General features: G+C 61.4%; 13 protein-coding genes and 1 pseudogene. 7 read left to right on the top strand and 7 right to left on the bottom strand.

Going from position 1 to position 15,740, the window contains the following annotated elements; all coding sequences use genetic code 11:
- The first annotated feature begins 222 nt into the window (after positions 1 to 222).
- The 7 genes and pseudogenes from JQC81_RS15885 to JQC81_RS15855 all read left to right on the top strand — a co-directional run bounded on the left by JQC81_RS15885 (position 223) and on the right by JQC81_RS15855 (position 8,707).
- Positions 223 to 1,222, top strand: a pseudogene (locus JQC81_RS15885) (dipeptidase).
- A 52-nt stretch (positions 1,223 to 1,274) separates the two neighbouring features.
- Positions 1,275 to 2,306 (top strand): asparaginase, encoded by a 1,032-nt coding sequence (locus JQC81_RS15880; RefSeq protein WP_203272775.1) that lies wholly within the window; start codon positions 1,275 to 1,277, stop codon positions 2,304 to 2,306.
- A 292-nt stretch (positions 2,307 to 2,598) separates the two neighbouring features.
- A complete protein-coding gene (locus JQC81_RS15875; RefSeq protein ID WP_203272774.1) occupies positions 2,599 to 4,443 on the top strand; it encodes an ABC transporter ATP-binding protein in 1,845 nt (614 codons plus the stop codon).
- A 23-nt stretch (positions 4,444 to 4,466) separates the two neighbouring features.
- Positions 4,467 to 5,993, top strand: a complete 1,527-nt coding sequence (locus JQC81_RS15870) for a glutathione ABC transporter substrate-binding protein (RefSeq protein WP_203272773.1) — start codon at positions 4,467 to 4,469, stop codon at positions 5,991 to 5,993.
- Positions 5,994 to 6,046: 53 nt separating this feature from the next.
- Positions 6,047 to 6,967, top strand: coding sequence for a glutathione ABC transporter permease GsiC (gsiC, locus tag JQC81_RS15865; RefSeq protein WP_203272772.1), 921 nt, complete (start codon positions 6,047 to 6,049; stop codon positions 6,965 to 6,967).
- Positions 6,964 to 7,857 (top strand): ABC transporter permease subunit, encoded by an 894-nt coding sequence (locus JQC81_RS15860; RefSeq protein ID WP_203272771.1) that lies wholly within the window; start codon positions 6,964 to 6,966, stop codon positions 7,855 to 7,857. Before gsiC ends, JQC81_RS15860 begins: the two co-directional genes overlap by 4 nt.
- Positions 7,858 to 7,888: 31 nt before the next feature.
- A complete protein-coding gene (locus JQC81_RS15855; RefSeq protein ID WP_203272770.1) occupies positions 7,889 to 8,707 on the top strand; it encodes a M55 family metallopeptidase in 819 nt (272 codons plus the stop codon).
- 321 nt (positions 8,708 to 9,028) lie between these two features.
- Here the strand turns inward: JQC81_RS15855 and JQC81_RS15850 are convergent, their stop codons facing one another.
- Genes JQC81_RS15850 through JQC81_RS15820 form a run of 7 tightly spaced genes read right to left on the bottom strand, consistent with a single transcriptional unit; the run spans position 9,029 to position 15,657 of the window.
- Positions 9,029 to 10,081: an ABC transporter substrate-binding protein gene (locus JQC81_RS15850; protein WP_203272769.1), complete on the bottom strand. Its 1,053-nt coding sequence runs from the start codon at positions 10,079 to 10,081 to the stop codon at positions 9,029 to 9,031.
- A complete protein-coding gene (locus JQC81_RS15845; RefSeq protein ID WP_203272768.1) occupies positions 10,078 to 11,253 on the bottom strand; it encodes an NAD(P)/FAD-dependent oxidoreductase in 1,176 nt (391 codons plus the stop codon). Before JQC81_RS15845 ends, JQC81_RS15850 begins: the two co-directional genes overlap by 4 nt.
- Positions 11,250 to 12,626, bottom strand: a complete 1,377-nt coding sequence (locus JQC81_RS15840) for an FAD-dependent oxidoreductase (protein ID WP_203272767.1) — start codon at positions 12,624 to 12,626, stop codon at positions 11,250 to 11,252. Before JQC81_RS15840 ends, JQC81_RS15845 begins: the two co-directional genes overlap by 4 nt.
- Entirely contained in the window at positions 12,623 to 12,913 is a 291-nt protein-coding gene (locus tag JQC81_RS15835) for a (2Fe-2S)-binding protein (RefSeq protein WP_203272766.1), read from the bottom strand. Before JQC81_RS15835 ends, JQC81_RS15840 begins: the two co-directional genes overlap by 4 nt.
- Before the next feature lie 10 nt (positions 12,914 to 12,923).
- The gene (locus JQC81_RS15830) at positions 12,924 to 13,718 is read right to left on the bottom strand and encodes an ABC transporter permease (RefSeq protein ID WP_203272765.1); all 795 of its coding nucleotides are present in this window, start codon (positions 13,716 to 13,718) and stop codon (positions 12,924 to 12,926) included.
- Positions 13,719 to 13,722: 4 nt separating this feature from the next.
- Positions 13,723 to 14,583: an ABC transporter permease gene (locus JQC81_RS15825; RefSeq protein WP_203272764.1), complete on the bottom strand. Its 861-nt coding sequence runs from the start codon at positions 14,581 to 14,583 to the stop codon at positions 13,723 to 13,725.
- Positions 14,584 to 14,592: 9 nt separating this feature from the next.
- Positions 14,593 to 15,657, bottom strand: coding sequence for an ABC transporter ATP-binding protein (locus tag JQC81_RS15820; protein ID WP_203272763.1), 1,065 nt, complete (start codon positions 15,655 to 15,657; stop codon positions 14,593 to 14,595).
- Positions 15,658 to 15,740 lie beyond the last annotated feature (83 nt).

The following is a 15,740-nucleotide window of genomic DNA, read 5'->3' as shown; positions in this document are numbered from 1 at the left end:
CTGACAAATTCGGAAAATGGCATGCCTCATGCATCCTTTGCATCGCAAACCTTCGCGTCCGCCTCCTATGCAAGTCCGGTATCACTTCTGCCGGAAATTGAATTGGCCGAGAGGCCCATGTGATCCTACACGAGATGCTCTCCGGACGAGGCCTCCTGGCTTATTGTGTTGAAAAACCATGATACCTGAAACCCGCATACCGGTTTTGACGGACACAACGATGTGCCGCTTCGCCTCTGGAAGTCTGGGAATAAGGCAGACGAACTTGACTTCCTGAAAGAAGGGACATCCGGCCACCTGGATTTGCCCCGCGCGGGTCGGAGGTTTCGCGGGCGGGCTGTTTGCGATCTATATCCCATCGTCGGCCGATGGGGTGGGGAGTGACGGCAAGCCCCAGGCTCTGCCGCCATCTCTCGCGGAGGCGCAAACGGCAACCTATGAGCTGATCTCCCTCCTTGTGCGCATGGAACGAGCTTCCGAAGGCGGCATCCGCATCTGCCGAAGCGGGCGCGACATCCGTGCGGCCATGACAGACGGTGCCCTTGCCGTGGTGTTTCACGTCGAAGGGGCCGAGATGATCGACCCCGACCTGAAGATGCTTGACGTGCTGTATCAGGCGGGATTGCGCTCCATCGGGCCGGTCTGGAGTCGCTCAAACATCTTCGGCCATGGCGTGCCGTTTCGCTTCCCGTCCTCTCCCGACATCGGGCCCGGCCTGACGGATCAGGGACGAGAACTGATTCGGGCCTGCAACAAGTTGCGCATTCTCATTGACCTGTCGCATTTCAACGAGCAGGGTTTTTGGGATGTGGCCGCACTTTCGGACGCTCCGCTCGTGGCTAGCCATTCCAACGTTCATGCCTTGACGCCGCATTCGCGCAATCTGACCGATCGCCAGCTCGATGCGCTCCGGGATTCTGATGGCTTCGTCGGCGTGAATTTCGGCACGATGTTCATGCGGGCGGATGGCCGCAAGGACCCGGATACCAAGCTCGACGAACTCTTGAACCATATCGACTACCTCATCGACCGGATCGGGCTTGAACGGGTCGGCCTCGGGTCCGATTACGATGGGACTACGGTTCCGAGCGACCTGAGCGACGTCAGCCGCCTCCCGGCCCTTGTCGATCTCCTGAAGGGCAGGGGATACGACGACGCAGCGGTGCGAAAGATCTGTGCAGAGAACTGGATCAGAGTCCTCGAACGAACCTGGGGCGAGTAAATCAGTCGGCCAAAAAGTAATTTCGACGGCAGACAGGGTGGGGGAATATTCTATGATCAATCCATTCCTCGTTGAGGTGACGCGCGGGAGTCTGATCGAGTCGCGCCACCGCGGCAGCGTGGCGATCGTCGATGCCGATGGCGCGCCGGTCCTAGCTTTGGGTGATGTCGAACGCCGAGTCTATCCGCGCTCCGCCGTCAAGGCGATCCAGGCTTTACCGCTCGTGGAGAGTGGGATTTCGGACCGCTTTGGACTGTCGGACGAGGAGATCGCCCTAACCTGTGCGTCCCATTCCGGCGAGGAGAAGCATGCGGCGACGGCCGCCTCCATCCTCGCCAAGGCAGGGCGGGACGCATCCTGCCTCGAATGCGGAGCGCACTGGCCCAGCGGTGAGGCAGCCAACCGGGCTCTAGCGGCAACTGGCGGGCAACCGAGTGCGCTTCATAACAACTGCTCCGGCAAGCATTCGGGATTTATCTGTCTTTCCTGCGGATTGGACGAAGATCCGAAAGGCTATGTGACGGCGCAGCACCATGTTCAAGAAACAGTCAGGCGCGTCCTGGAGGATCTGACCGGCGCTCCTCATACGGAGGCCGAAAGAGGCACCGACGGGTGCTCGATCCCGACCTACGCCATCCCGCTCTCGGCTCTGGCTCTTGGCTTCGCACGGTTCGGCACCGGAAACGGGCTGTCTGGCGAACGCAGGATTGCTGCAGGCCGGATCCGGTGTGCGGTTGCGAAGCATCCCTTCATGGTCGCCGGGACCGACCGCTTCGATACGAAGCTGATGGAGTGCCTTCGAGAGCGCGCTTTCGTGAAATCCGGCGCGGAGGGCGTCTATTGCGCCACCTTGCCGGAGCTTGGTTACGGTATCGCGCTGAAGATCGATGATGGCACGCCGAGAGCGTCTGCCACCGTCATGGCGACCCTTATCCTGCACCTTCTGTCATTGAGCGATGGGGAGCGTATTCAGGTTGAGGCGCTGGCCCAGCCTGTCCTGAAGAATTGGAACGGGATCGAGGTAGGGCATGTCCAGCCGGTTGTCGCTCTCCTTCGGTCTCTCCCGAAGCGCCATGACTCATGACTGTCCGACCGAGGCTTTTGGAAACGAGGGATGATCGCTCGCGGCGTTCCTCTGGTTCGCGCCTATGTCGCTTCAATCCCAATAATGCAAATGATGCATAGGGAATGCCATTTTCGGAATTTGCCTCTCGAAAGAGGTGGCATGTAGTGTCGCGAACATGACGTTCCTAGAGCAGCCGCCGTTTGCTAACGGGCTGTGCCGCGAGGCGACTGGAATTGTGCGGGAACATTGTAACGGGAATCCGAAGGCTCTCGGGTTGCAGGGTTGATTTCGAACTGAGGCATTCAGAAGCATGACGGCCAGTGACGCATTGCTGTCGGTTCGCGATCTGGTGGTGGAGTTCCCTACGGAACGCGGCGCCGCGACCGTGGTCGATGGCGTCAGCTTCGACATCAGGCCACGAGAAACCCTTGCAGTGGTTGGTGAATCGGGATCCGGCAAGTCGGTCACGGCACTGAGCATCATGCGCCTGCTCGAATACGGCGGCGGCCGGATTGCCCGGGGCAACATGCTCTATCGCACCCGCGACGGTTCGGTCCGCGATCTCGTACAGGGTCCGTCCTCGGATCTCCGGCCGATACGCGGCGACGAGATCGCCATGATCTTCCAGGAGCCGATGACATCGCTCAACCCGGTCTTCACCATCGGCGACCAGATCAGCGAGGCAATCCTCCTCCATCAGGACATGGATCGTGCTGCCGCGCGCGCGGAGACGCTCCGGCTTCTGGAGAAGGTGCGGATTCCGGAGGCCAAGCGGCTTCTCGATGCCCATCCGCACCAGCTGTCGGGCGGCATGCGCCAGCGCGTGATGATCGCAATGGCGCTCTCCTGCCGGCCCGGCCTTCTCATCGCCGACGAGCCGACCACCGCCCTGGATGTGACGATTCAGGCCCAGATCCTGCAGCTGATGCAGCAGCTGCAGGAAGAGATGGGCATGGCAATGATGTTCATTACCCACGACATGGGCGTTGTGGCCGAGATCGCCGATCGCGTGGTCGTCATGTATAGGGGGAGCAAGGTCGAAGAGGGGACAACCGAGGAGATCTTCGCTTCTCCGCAGCATCCCTATACGAAATCGCTTCTGAGTGCCGTTCCCAGGCTCGGCGCGATGAAAGGGCGCAACCTGCCGGCGCGCTTCCCGCTTGTCGATCTCAGCAAGGAAGGCGAAGCTTCCGAGGTGCCGCAGGATACGGTGAAGCCGGCAGCCGAGCCGCTTCTGAGCGTGCGTGATCTCGCCACGCGGTTCGATATCCAGAAAGGGATCTTCAGCCGGGTCGTCGCGCGGGTTCATGCGGTGGAACGGGTCAGCTTCGACATCCTACCCGGCGAGACACTGTCCCTTGTTGGGGAATCGGGCTGCGGCAAATCCACGACGGGCCGCACGCTGATGCAGCTCATCGAGCCGACGAGCGGCACAATCCGGTTCGAAGGTCGCGACATCGCAGCGCTGTCCGCCGCTGAGCGCCGGGGTCTCCGTCGCAAGATCCAGTATATTTTCCAAGACCCCTATGCATCACTGAACCCGCGGCTGACGGTGGGTTTCAGCATTGCCGAACCACTCGTCACCCATGGATTGGCATCTGGGTCTGCCGTAAGGGAGCGGGTTGCCGAGCTCCTGCGCCTCGTCGGACTTCAGCCCGAGCATGCCGAGCGCTACCCGCACGAGTTCTCGGGAGGGCAGCGCCAGCGCATCTCGATTGCACGAGCCCTAGCCTCGGACCCGAAGCTTGTGATCGCGGATGAATCCGTTGCGGCCCTCGACGTCTCCATTCGGGCCCAAGTCATCAACCTGTTGATGGACCTGCAGGAGCGGCTGGGCGTCGCCTATCTTTTCATCTCGCACGACATGGCCGTGGTTGAGCGCATCAGCCACCGGGTCGCCGTGATGTATCTCGGGCAGATCGTGGAGATCGGATCGCGCCAAGATATCTTCGAGAACCCACAGCATCCCTACACCCGGCGGCTGCTGTCGGCTGTTCCGATCGCCGATCCGAAACTGCGCAGCCGGGATCGCGAGCTGATCGCCGGAGAGATTCCAAGCCCGACCCGGCGCGTCGGCGACGAGCCGATCGTCGCAAAGCTCGCCGCCGTTTCACCGACCCACTTCGTCGCCAAGCACACGGTCGGTGCGTATTAAGAGCGATGACCAGAGGAGAAAGCATGTTCAACTTCACGAAACTCGTCGTAGCGGGAGCGCTGCTGTTGTCGGTATCGACACCGGCATTGGCGGCCAAGGATCTGGTGGTCGGCGTTCCGGATAACCTGACCGGGCTTGATCCCCACAACGTCAACGATACGCTGTCGCAATCCGCGTCGCGCCTGATCCTTCAGGGCCTTTTCGGCTTCGACAAGGACATGAAGCTCGTGCCGGTTCTCGCCGAGAGCTACGAGGCCAATCCCGACGCAACTGAATTCACCATTCGCCTGCGCAAGAACGTGAAGTTCCATGACGGCACGCCATTCAACGCCCAGGCTGTGAAGATCAATTTCGAGCGCCTCGCCAATCCCGAGAACCGCTTGAGCCGCGCGAGCCTTGTGAACATGGTCTCCCAATTTACGGTGGTCGACGACTCGACCGTCAAGCTCACGCTGAAGGAGCCCTTCGGCGCCATGATCAATAATCTCGCGCATCCGGGCGCGATGATACACAGCCCGGCCGCGATCGAGAAATACGGTAAGGAAGTGAACCGCAATCCTGTCGGAACAGGTCCCTACAAGTTCGTGAGCTGGCAGGCCGATACCCTGAAGGTCGCCAAGAACGAGAACTACTGGAAGCAGGGGCTGCCGAAGGTCGACAGCGTTACCCTCCGGAGCGTTCCGGAGAACGGCTCGCGGCTTGCCATGCTACAGGCGGGAGAGGCGCAGTTCATCTATCCGCTGCCGCCGGAGATGATGTCCGTCGCCGAGAAGAGCCCAAAGCTCGATATCATCAGCAAGCCGTCCATCGTCACTTGGTACGTAGCGATGAACAACATGAAGAAGCCTTTCAACGACCTCCGGGTGCGTCAGGCGCTGAACTACGCCGTCGACAAGCGGGCCTATGCCAAGATCGTCTATAACGGCAACATGGATCCGATGGACTCGGTCGTGCCTCCTGGCCTGCCGTTCTATGTCAAGCAGGGCGAGTGGCCGTACGATGTCGCCAAGGCGAAGGAGCTTCTGAAGGAGGCCGGGTATCCCGACGGCTTCGAGACGGAGATCTTCGCCGGAAACAGCACGACTTCGATCCGCGCGATGCAGTTCCTGCAGCAGCAGCTGGCGCAAGTGAATGTGAAGCTGAAGGTTACGCCGCTCGAAGCTGGTGTCGCTGCGCAGAAGATCTGGAGCGTGTCGAAGCCGGAAGACACGACCGTTCAGCTCTATTACGGCGGCTGGTCCGCCTCGACCGGCGATACCGACTGGCAGCTTCGTCCGCTCCTGTTCGGCGAGAGCTTCCCGCCTAAGATGTTCAACGTCGCCTATTTCAGCAATCCCGAGGCTGACGCCGGGATCAAAGCCGGTATCGCGACGGCTGACAACGAGAAGCGGGCCGAGGCCTACAAGAAGGCCCAAGAAGCCGCATGGAAGAATGCTCCGTGGATCTATCTCGGAGTAGAGCGTCTCCTGGCCGCCAAGTCCAAGTCCCTGTCGGGCGCCTATTATCTTCCCGACCGCGGCATCCTGCTCGAAGAAGCAGACCTCAACTGATGAAGAATAGCCCCGGAGCCCTTTAGGCTCCGGGGCGCCCTCCGCAAAGAGCCATGTTCAGATATCTCATCAACCGATTGCTCGGCATCCTGCCGGTCCTTTTGCTAGTCTCAGTGCTCGTCTTTGCGTTCGTGCATCTTTTGCCGGGTGATCCGGCCCGTCTTGTCGCGGGCCAGGACGCGACCGACCGGGACATTGCTGCTGTCCGCGCGGCACTCGGGCTCGACCGGCCCCTATGGGAGCAGTACGTCACCTATGTGTCGAACATCCTGCACGGGGATTTCGGCATTTCGCTGAAGACGCGCCGCGCGGTCTCAGAGGAGATCGGCGAGCGCTTCTTCCCGACCTTCTGGCTTACGCTCATCAGCATGGCTTGGGCCACGCTGTTCGGCCTTGTCATCGGCGTGTCGTCCGCCGTCAGGCGGGGGCGCTGGCAGGATCATGGCGGCATGCTGGTTGCCGTATCAGGAATCTCCCTGCCGTCCTTCTGGCTCGGCCTGCTCTTGATCGACTGGTTTTCCGTGCGGCTCGGCTGGTTCCCGACCAGCGGCTACGGAACGCTCGCGCATTTTGTGCTCCCATCCATCACCCTGGGCGTAGGCGTTGCCGCTGTGATGGCCCGCTTCACGCGGTCTTCCTTCATCGAGATCGCTCGGGAGGACTACATCCGGACGGCGCGGGCCAAGGGAGCCTTCGAGCGGTTCGTCGTATGGAAGCATGTGCTGCGCAACGCCTTGATTCCTATCATCACAATGGTCGGGCTCCAGTTTGGCTTCCTTCTCGGCGGCTCGATCGTGGTGGAAACCGTTTTCGCCTGGCCGGGGCTTGGCCGTCTTCTCGTGGACTCGGTTTCGTACCGTGACTACCCGGTCATTCAGGCTGAAATCCTATTGTTCTCCCTTGAGTTCATCCTTATCAATCTCATCGTCGACGTTCTTTACGCGCTGGTGAATCCGGAGATCCGCTATAGATGACCAGCGTCGTCCTGTCCTCCACCTCTAAGCCTGCTGCCGAGAGGATCCGCACGCCCTGGTCCGAATTCTGGCGCAAATTCCGGCGACAGAGGCTGGCCGTCGCCTCGGGCGTCTTTCTGTTGCTTCTCGTTGTCGTTGCTCTCTTGGCCCCTTGGATCGCGCCCTACGATCCCGCAACTCCGGATTACGAACATATTCTTGAGGGGCCGTCGTGGCTGCATTGGGCCGGAACGGACGATTACGGCCGCGACATCCTCAGCCGCATCATTCACGGAGCGGGAATCTCACTCATGGTCGGCTTCCTGGCTGTCACGGTGGGCGGCATCGTCGGCATCGTGATGGGACTGCTCAGCGGTTTCTATGAAGGCTGGATTGATCGAATCATCATGCGGATTTGCGATGTTCTTCTCGCTTTTCCGGGCATCCTTCTCGCCATCGGCATCGTGGCGATCCTCGGGCCAGGCGTCGAGAACGTGATCTGGGCGGTGGCCGTCTTCAGCATTCCGGTCTTCGCCAGGCTGGTGCGGGGCTCGACCCTGGCGCTCAAGCGAGCCGTCTATGTGGATGCCGCGCGAGCGATCGGTGTGCGCAACATCATCCTCATGGTTCGCCACATTCTGCCCGGAGCCCTGCCAAGCGTGATCGTGTACTTCTCGATGCGCTTTGGCACCTCGATCCTGACAGCTGCGAGCCTGAGTTTCATTGGCCTTGGTGCACAACCTCCGACTCCGGAATGGGGAGCTATGCTGTCGGCCGGGCGAAGCTTCATCGGCGTCGCCGATCATCTGACGTTCTTTCCGGGATTGGCCATCTTCGTCACGGTTCTCGCCTTCAACCTTCTTGGTGACGGGCTGCGCGACGCACTGGATCCCAAGTTGAGTCAAGTCTGAGGCGCGCTAGAGAACAGGAACGGATGATCCCATGAAGATCTATATCTCGGCGGATATCGAGGGCGTGGCCGGCGTCGTGAACCCTCAGCAGGGAACGATGGGCAACGGCGAACACGAACGGGCCCGCCGGCTCATGACCCAGGAGGTGAACGCCGCTATCGAAGGCGCCTTCGCGGGTGGTGCCAGCGAGGTTCTGGTCAACGATGCCCATGGCGACATGCGCAACCTGCTGCCCGACGAGCTCGATCCACGGGCGGAGCTGATCTCCGGCAAGCCGAAACCGCTCAACATGTTCGAGGGGCTGACTCCCGATCATGCAGGCGTGATCTGCCTTGGATACCACGCCAGGGCACGGGATGCAGGTGTTCTGGCCCATACGACGAATGGCTTTGCCTTCGGCCGCATTCGGTTAAATGATGCGGAACTCGGAGAGGCCGGGCTGTATGGCGCTTATGCCGGTAGCCTTGGTATTCCGGTCATCATGCTCAGCGGCGATGATCGCCTGAAATCCGAGACGCAGCCACTTTTTCCTGACGCGCGATATGCGGCGGTGAAACAAGCCATAAGCCAGCGTGCCGCACGCAGTTTATCACCGGAGCGGGCGCGCGACCTCATTCGCCGCGAGAGCGAGGCAGCCGTCCGGCATGCACCCTCGATCCCGCCTTTCACTATCGAAGGACCGTATAGGTTAGAGGTTGAGCTTAACACGCCCGCGCTCTGCGACCTTGCATCGATCATTCCCTCTGCGACGCGGCTGGATGTCGTGACGGTAGCCTTCGCGCCTGAAAGCGTCGAGCACGCGATCCGCTGGGTCAATACGCTGTCCGCACTTTCGGCGGTGCTGCGCTGACGGCTTTGCGTTCCTCCGAGCTGATGCAATGTCAGAAGTCTGATCGTGGCACTTCTCTGAAGTAATCTGAGTGTCAGCTCTGGCAGCGAATTCCGGACGTTCCTGAAGGGCAAGGGAACTACCGTGCCTGACCCCTAGCGGACTATCCGAACGAGTGCAGAGGCCTTTCCTTCAGCCTGGAGACGTCCAAGTCAATCAGTCGGATCGGAGACGGACAGGAGCGCTAGCCACTGTGTCAGCCGAGGCTTCTGCCGCGGTTCAGGCAGTATGGCATTCGGACAAGGCGGATGCCCCGAGCATCCGCCTTGTTTCTTGAAATTATCAGCGCTCGATCGTCTTGTTCCAGCGGCTGTTCCATTCCGGCCGCTTCTCGTTGATCGTATCCCAATCAAGCGTGACGGCAGTCTTCATGTACTCGTGGAACTTCTTTAGCTTGGCTTCTGCTTCGGGTGTGGGGGCCTTCGCGTTCACATTAGATGGAACGATGTTGCCGTGTTGGAGCGCTTTACTCTGAGCCTCCGGTGAGAGGAGATAGGCGGCAAGCTTCTGAGCCAGTTCGGGTTCACTGTTATTAGCGATGACGCACTCGGTCACCATCAGCACAACGGAGCCTTCCTTAGGCTGCGCGTATTCCACCGGAATGTTCTTCTCCTGATGAGCTGACACGGCGGTGGGGGTCAACGGGAAGATTGCGGCTTCGCCCGTCTGCACCATTTCGGAGATCTTGGCCGAACTCGGAATGTATTCGAGCACGTTCGGGCCGATGGTGTCCTTGAACTTGGAGAAGCCCGGCTCGACGTTCTTCTCATTGCCGCCTTGGATACGGTTGAACATAAGAAAGGCATGCAGTCCGAAGGACGAGGCGGCAGCGGATTGGAACACGACTTTCCCCTTGTACTTCGGGTCGGCGAGATCCATCCACGACGTCGGGGGAGCCCAGCCCTTCTCCTCAAACATCTTCTTGTTGTAGGCGAGACCGGTCATGCCGAGGTCGATGCCGATCGCCATGTCATCCTTCAGCCGAGCGCCGGGAGCAAGATTGGCTAGAGCTGGCGTGTCTTTGATCTTCTCGCACAGACCTGCGCCGATGGCGCGGATCATAACGCCGTCGTCGAGAAACATCACATGCATCTGGGGATTGGACTTGGCCGCGGTGGCCTTGGCCAGAATGTCGGATGACGTACCCGGCACAACGACAACCTTCACGTCGTTCGCCTTCTCGAAGTCCGGGAAGACATGCTGCGTGAAGGTCTTCTCGAAATTGCCGCCGTTCATGCCGACATAGAGCGTCTTCGTCTGCGCCTGGACTGCGCCGGAGGCAGCGATGGCGAGCGCGGTAAAGGCCGTAGCTTGCAAAAGCGTCGTCGTTTTCATTGTGCTGTTTCCCTCGATTTTGGTTCAGGTCCGTTATCCGCCCGGGAACCTTGGGTCGTGCGGGCAAATCGATCGATGGCGAAAGCTTGAATCGGCGTGCGGCTTTCACCGTCACGGACGAGTTCGGCCAGGACTTCGCCAACTCCTGGCGCGATCTGGAATCCGGCTCCCGAGAAGCCGAAGGCGTGAATGAGGTTCGGTGTAGTCCGGCTGAAGCCGATCACCGGATTCCGGTCCGCCATCTCGCCTTCCGTACCGCTCCAGAAACGGATGGCATAGGCATGGCGCAGAGCCGGGAACAGGGCTGCGGCGCGGTTCATGATAGTCACGGCGCCTGAGCCTGTGGGGCGGGAGAAGTCGGGCTCTGCAAGCGGCTCGCCGCGCATGCCGCCGACGATGCAGTTGCCGCGCTCGACCTGACGCGCATAGATGCCCCCGCCTTCGGCCCCGATATTCACGGTCATGAAGACGTCGAGGGGCTCGGTGACGATCATGCTCGGATAGATCGCATAGAGCGGCACGGGCTCGCCGAACGCTTCCGCGAAGGGACCGGCCCAGGCGCCGGCGCTGTTGATCACGAAGCGCGCCTTGATGTCGGTGTTCGAGCTTGCCGACAGATGAAAGCCGTCGAGCGCCTTCTCGACATGGGAAACAGGGGTGTGTTCGAGAATATCCACGCCGGCGTGCCGCGCCGCATGGGCAAACGCCGCGGAGACGAGGCGTGGATTGGCATGTCCATCGCCTGCACACAGAGACGCGCCCATGACGTCTCCCGCGATCCAGGGAAAACGTTCCCGCAGCCGGTTTCCACCGATCAGCTCCAGGTCGAGCCCTAGATCCGCGACACGGGCCGCATAGGCTTCGAGCGATGCCATCTCCGCCCCGGTTCTCGCGAGCTTCAGGTGGCCTGAGCGCACGAATTCGCCATCGATGCCGATGAGGTCCTTCAGGCGTGGCCAGATGGCGTGGGCCCGTTGAGACAGAGCAATCTGTTCCGGCGGACGACCCTGACGACGCACACCGCCGTAGTTCACGCCGCTGGCCTGCGCGCCGCAGAAGCCCTTATCGAGAAGCACGACGGAGAAACCCATGCGTCGCAGGGCAAGGGCCGCGGAGCTGCCGACGAGCCCGCCACCGATGACGGCGACATCCCTGTGAAGGGTGCGGCTCATGCGGCTTCTCCCTCGGCCGCAACCTCCAGCGGAATGGGCTTGATGGGCGGCTGCGCGCGCAACCGTCCGACCGCGTCGGGCGATCGATCGCAGGCGGCGGCCAGCACTTCGACCGCTGCGCTTTCGCACATCCGTCCCTGGCACCGGCCCATCCCGACCCGCGTCAAGGCTTTGAGGCGGTTAAGTTCGAAAACACCCTGATCGCGCACGGCAGCGCGCACATCGCCGACGGCGATCTCCTCGCACCGGCACAGGGTCACGTCATCGGCAATACCGTTGGCCCAGACCGCCGGAAACGGGAATGCGGATTCGAGAACGTCACGAAACTTACTGATACAGGCGAGCTTGCGCTCCAGCACACCGATCCGCGCATGATAGACCGACATGCCTGCATCCTCGAGGAGCGCGAGGCCTGCACGTTCGCCGGAGAGTTCGGCGGCATCTGCGCCGGCAATGCCGGCGCCGTCACCCGCGATATAGACGCCGGGCATGCTGGTGCGTCCTGCACCGTCGCGTTCAGGCCGCCATGCCCGGTCCCGCTCATCGAAGATGAAGCGGCATCCCGCAAGGTCCGCGAGCTGCGTTTCGGACCGCAAGGAGAACCCATAACCCACCGCGTCGCAGGCGAGGCGATGCTCCTTGCCGCGCTCGCGCCAGACAACTCCCTCGACTCTTGCCGTGCCGTCGATCCGAAGCGGCTGAACCCCGAAACGAACGGCAACGCCGCGCGCCATGAGTTCGGCGGCATAGCGGAAACCGCGGAACACGACGGAAGGTTGTGCGAACAGCCCGCGAATGAGTTGAAGCTTGGCCGAGAATGGTGCCGTATCGAGAACGGCCACAACGCTGGCTCCGGCTTTCACATATTGCCACGCAACGAGATAGAGAAGCGGACCGGAGCCAAGAAACACAACCTCCTCGCCGATGGCGCAGCCCTGCGACTTCAGGGCGACCTGGGAGCCGCCGAGGGTGAAGACGCCCGGAAGGGTCCAGCCGGGGAAGGGGAGGACGCGGTCGGTTGCACCGGTGGCCAGGATCAGATGGCTGAATGCGATGCGGCGTGTGCGATGCCCCGTCACCGCATCCGCCGCCTTGTCGCGGAGGTTCCACACCAGGGTTTCGGGAAGATAATCGATCCTGTCGCGGATCCCCGCGAAGGTTTCGTGCAGGTTGGTGGCCTTTGCGGCCTCCGATCCGTAGAGATCTTTCGCGGAGCGCTCGTCAGGCACGAGCCTCTGGCGATAGATCTGCCCGCCGCCCGATGGCGCTTCATCGATGACGACAGGTCTGATGCCTAAGTTCACGAGGACCTGGGCGGCACGGATGCCGGCAGGGCCGGCACCGACGATCAGTGGTCGAATGGCGTCGCTCACGATCTCGGCTCCGTTATGGTTCGAAGGTTCATCCCCGGTTCGAGAACCGTGCTGCAGGCGCGGATGCGCCCACCGTCGCTTGTGAGGACCCAGCAGTCCTGGCATGCGCCCATCTGACAGAAGCCGGCCCTGGGGTTCCCTGAGAAGTCGCTGAGACGCAGCCGGTCGGACTGGGTGAGAATAGCAGTCAAGACCGTATCGCCTGCACGCCCTGAGCAGGTCTCACCGTTCAGCGTGAAGGAAACAAGGGGAAGCTCGTGTCGGGCAAGGCGCTTGAGAAGAGCCATATCCATTTCCTCAGCGCTGCCCGACGAGAATTCGGTCAAGCCCGAACGTGCGGTCCAGCACCAGCATGGCGGCGGCTGTGATGGCAATCATCAGAGCTGAAACGGCCGCCATCATCGGATCGATGGATTCTGTCGCATACATGTACATGCGGACCGGCAGCGTGACGGTTGCGGGCGAGGTGACGAAGATCGACATCGTCAGTTCGTCGAAGCTGTTGATAAAGGCAAGCAGCCAGCCGCCCGTGATGCCGGGCAGGATCATGGGAGCTGTGATGCGGCGAAACGCAGTCCATTCCCCGGCACCGAGCGTCCGCGCAGCCTGCTCGGCGCTGCGGTCGAGCCCAGATAGGGCAGCAAGCACGAGACGGAGCACATAGGGTGTCACGACAATGATGTGTGTTGCTACCAGCCAGGCAAAGCTGCCCGTGGCGCCAAGAAGCGCGAACAGTCGCAGAAAGGCCACTCCGAGAACCAGATGAGGAATGATCAGCGGCGACAGAAACAGGGCGTTGAGAAAGTCCCTGCCTGGGAACGTATAGCGGCTGATAGCAAGCGCGGCAGGTACGGCGAATGCAACAGCCAAGGTCGCGGAGAGCGTTGCCAGCCAGATGCTGTTCCAGAAGGACGCCATGAAATCTGGATGCTCAAAGACGGCCTTGAACCAGCGCAGGGATAAACCAGTCGTTGGCAGGCTCAAGGTATTCTCGGGAGTAAACGCGACGAGGCAAATGATGACGAGAGGCGCCAAAACGAACGTCAGGACGAGAACGTGAAAGATGAGAGCGACCGGACCGTTTTTCTGCATGGTGTCACCCAAGGGTCCGGCGAGCGCGGGCCTCGACCATGCGGTTGTAGGCCAGCATGATGCAAAGGTTTGCGACAAGCACGATGATCGCGATCGTAGCACCGAGGGGCCAGTTGAGCTCGTGCAGGTATTCGTCATAGACCAGCGTCGCCGCCATTTTGAGACGACGGCCACCCAGCAGAGCCGGGACGGCGAAAGCACTGGCCGAGAGCCCGAAGACAATGAGGCTGCCGGAGAGCATGCCAAGCGTTACCTGAGGCATGACCACGCGGCGGAGGGCCGTGAAGTGGGAGGCGCCGAGCGTCCAAGCTGCAGCCTCAACCATGGGATCGAGCTTCTGTAACGCCGTCCACACCGGAATCACCATGAACGGCAGCATGACGTGGACGAGCGCGATGACGATGGCGGTCTCGGTATAGAGGATCCTGACCGACGGGAATCCGAGAAGCTGGAGGGCTTGGTTCACGAGACCCTGCGAGCCAAGCAGCATGCTCCAGCCAAAGGTGCGGACCACAACGGAGACGAGCAACGGACCAATGATGACGAGAAGGAAAACCGAGCGCCATGGATCGCGCATGCGCGACAGGATGTAGGCTTCCGGAACTCCGATTGCAGCACAAATGAGCGTGGTCAGCGCCGCGATCCGCAACGTTCTCCAGAAGATCTCGAGGTAGTATCCATCGGTGACGACGGTGACATAGTGAGACAGGGTGAAGGTGTTCTGGATGCCGGTGGAATGATCATAGGCGTGAAACGACAGGATGACCGTCAGCGCCAGCGGCAGAAGCACCAGTCCAAAGAAGAACAGAGCTCCAGGGCCTGCTAGGAGCCATGGGGCCGACAGGGTGGAGGAGCGTGCGATCATCTCACCACCTCACGCTGCTGCTGCGGTGCCGGCGATGACGCGCAGGTCGGCGGGGGACCAGTCGAGGCCCACCCGAGAACCTTCCGCAGGCGGCTCGCCGCCTTGGTTGGGTGTGGAGACCGTCATGGTCCCGAGCGGGGTTTCAATTGTGAAAAGCCATTGGCTTCCCAGAAAGAAGCGGCTGACGACATGTCCTTCCAGGCGGCCTGCACCGGCATCGCGCACAAGGACCTTCTCGGGGCGGATCGACAGCGTGACAGGGGTCCCGGCGGCAATCTCCGGTGCGGACGCCTCCAGCAGGACGCCCCCGATGTCCACGGCGCTCGATGCGCCGTTGCGGCGCCAGGTACCGGCGAGAAGATTGGTCTTGCCGACGAAGGATGAGATGAAGGCGTTTGAGGGCTGCTCGTACAGCCGGTAGGGTGCATCCACCTGCGTCATTCTTCCAGCTTCCATGACGACCACGCGGTCGCTGATGGAGAGCGCTTCGGCTTGGTCGTGGGTGACCATGATGGTCGTCGTGCCGACCTTGCGCTGGATCCGGCGCAACTCGAACTGCATCTCCTCCCGCAGCTTGGCGTCGAGGTTGGAGAGGGGCTCGTCCAACAGGAGGACGGGCGGCGCGATAACGAGGGCGCGAGCGATAGCCACACGCTGCCTCTGACCACCCGAGAGCTGGCGGGGGTAACGGTCGGCAAAGGAGGAGAGCTGCACCAGCATGAGCGCCTCCCGCACGCGATCGGTCCGCTCGGCCTGCGGAACGCGTCGCATCTCGAGCCCGAACGCGACGTTCTGCGCCACCGTCATGTGAGGGAATAGGGCATAGCTCTGAAAGACGACGCCGAGGCCGCGGCGGTTGGGCTTCTCGCGAGTGATATCGCGCCCGTCGAGGGAGATCCGGCCCTCAGTGGGTTCGACGAGACCGGCGATCATCTGCAGGGTCGTTGTCTTCCCGCAGCCCGACGGGCCGAGAAGCGAAACGAATTCGCCTTTGTCGATCGTTAGGCTGACATCGCGAACGGCCGTGAACGTGCCGAATTCCTTGGAAACTCCTTCGAGTGTCAGGAATGCCATTCTGGTCTCCGATCCTTTGGCAAAGCATTCAGCCATAAGCCCGAATGCGCACGACGCCCGGATCAGCATCACGAGCGAGGCCC

Origin of the sequence: Microvirga arabica (assembly GCF_016811235.1) — a bacterium.
In the GTDB taxonomy this organism is placed as follows: domain Bacteria; phylum Pseudomonadota; class Alphaproteobacteria; order Rhizobiales; family Beijerinckiaceae; genus Microvirga; species Microvirga arabica.
The sequence above is the reverse complement of the archived record's forward strand: the minus strand, read 5'-3'. Positions and strand labels throughout refer to the sequence as shown.

Bases quoted from the DNA above. Each gene is read 5' to 3' on its own strand.
- JQC81_RS15875 (WP_203272774.1), top strand. From the start codon at position 2,599: ATGACGGCCAGTGACGCATTGCTGTCGGTTCGCGATCTGGTGGTGGAG.
- JQC81_RS15830 (WP_203272765.1), bottom strand. From the start codon at position 13,718: ATGCAGAAAAACGGTCCGGTCGCTCTCATCTTTCACGTTCTCGTCCTG.
- JQC81_RS15820 (WP_203272763.1), bottom strand. From the start codon at position 15,657: ATGGCATTCCTGACACTCGAAGGAGTTTCCAAGGAATTCGGCACGTTC.
- gsiC (WP_203272772.1), top strand. From the start codon at position 6,047: ATGTTCAGATATCTCATCAACCGATTGCTCGGCATCCTGCCGGTCCTT.
- JQC81_RS15870 (WP_203272773.1), top strand. From the start codon at position 4,467: ATGTTCAACTTCACGAAACTCGTCGTAGCGGGAGCGCTGCTGTTGTCG.
- JQC81_RS15860 (WP_203272771.1), top strand. From the start codon at position 6,964: ATGACCAGCGTCGTCCTGTCCTCCACCTCTAAGCCTGCTGCCGAGAGG.
- JQC81_RS15835 (WP_203272766.1), bottom strand. From the start codon at position 12,913: ATGGCTCTTCTCAAGCGCCTTGCCCGACACGAGCTTCCCCTTGTTTCC.
- JQC81_RS15845 (WP_203272768.1), bottom strand. From the start codon at position 11,253: ATGAGCCGCACCCTTCACAGGGATGTCGCCGTCATCGGTGGCGGGCTC.
- JQC81_RS15880 (WP_203272775.1), top strand. From the start codon at position 1,275: ATGATCAATCCATTCCTCGTTGAGGTGACGCGCGGGAGTCTGATCGAG.
- JQC81_RS15855 (WP_203272770.1), top strand. From the start codon at position 7,889: ATGAAGATCTATATCTCGGCGGATATCGAGGGCGTGGCCGGCGTCGTG.
- JQC81_RS15850 (WP_203272769.1), bottom strand. From the start codon at position 10,081: ATGAAAACGACGACGCTTTTGCAAGCTACGGCCTTTACCGCGCTCGCC.
- JQC81_RS15825 (WP_203272764.1), bottom strand. From the start codon at position 14,583: ATGATCGCACGCTCCTCCACCCTGTCGGCCCCATGGCTCCTAGCAGGC.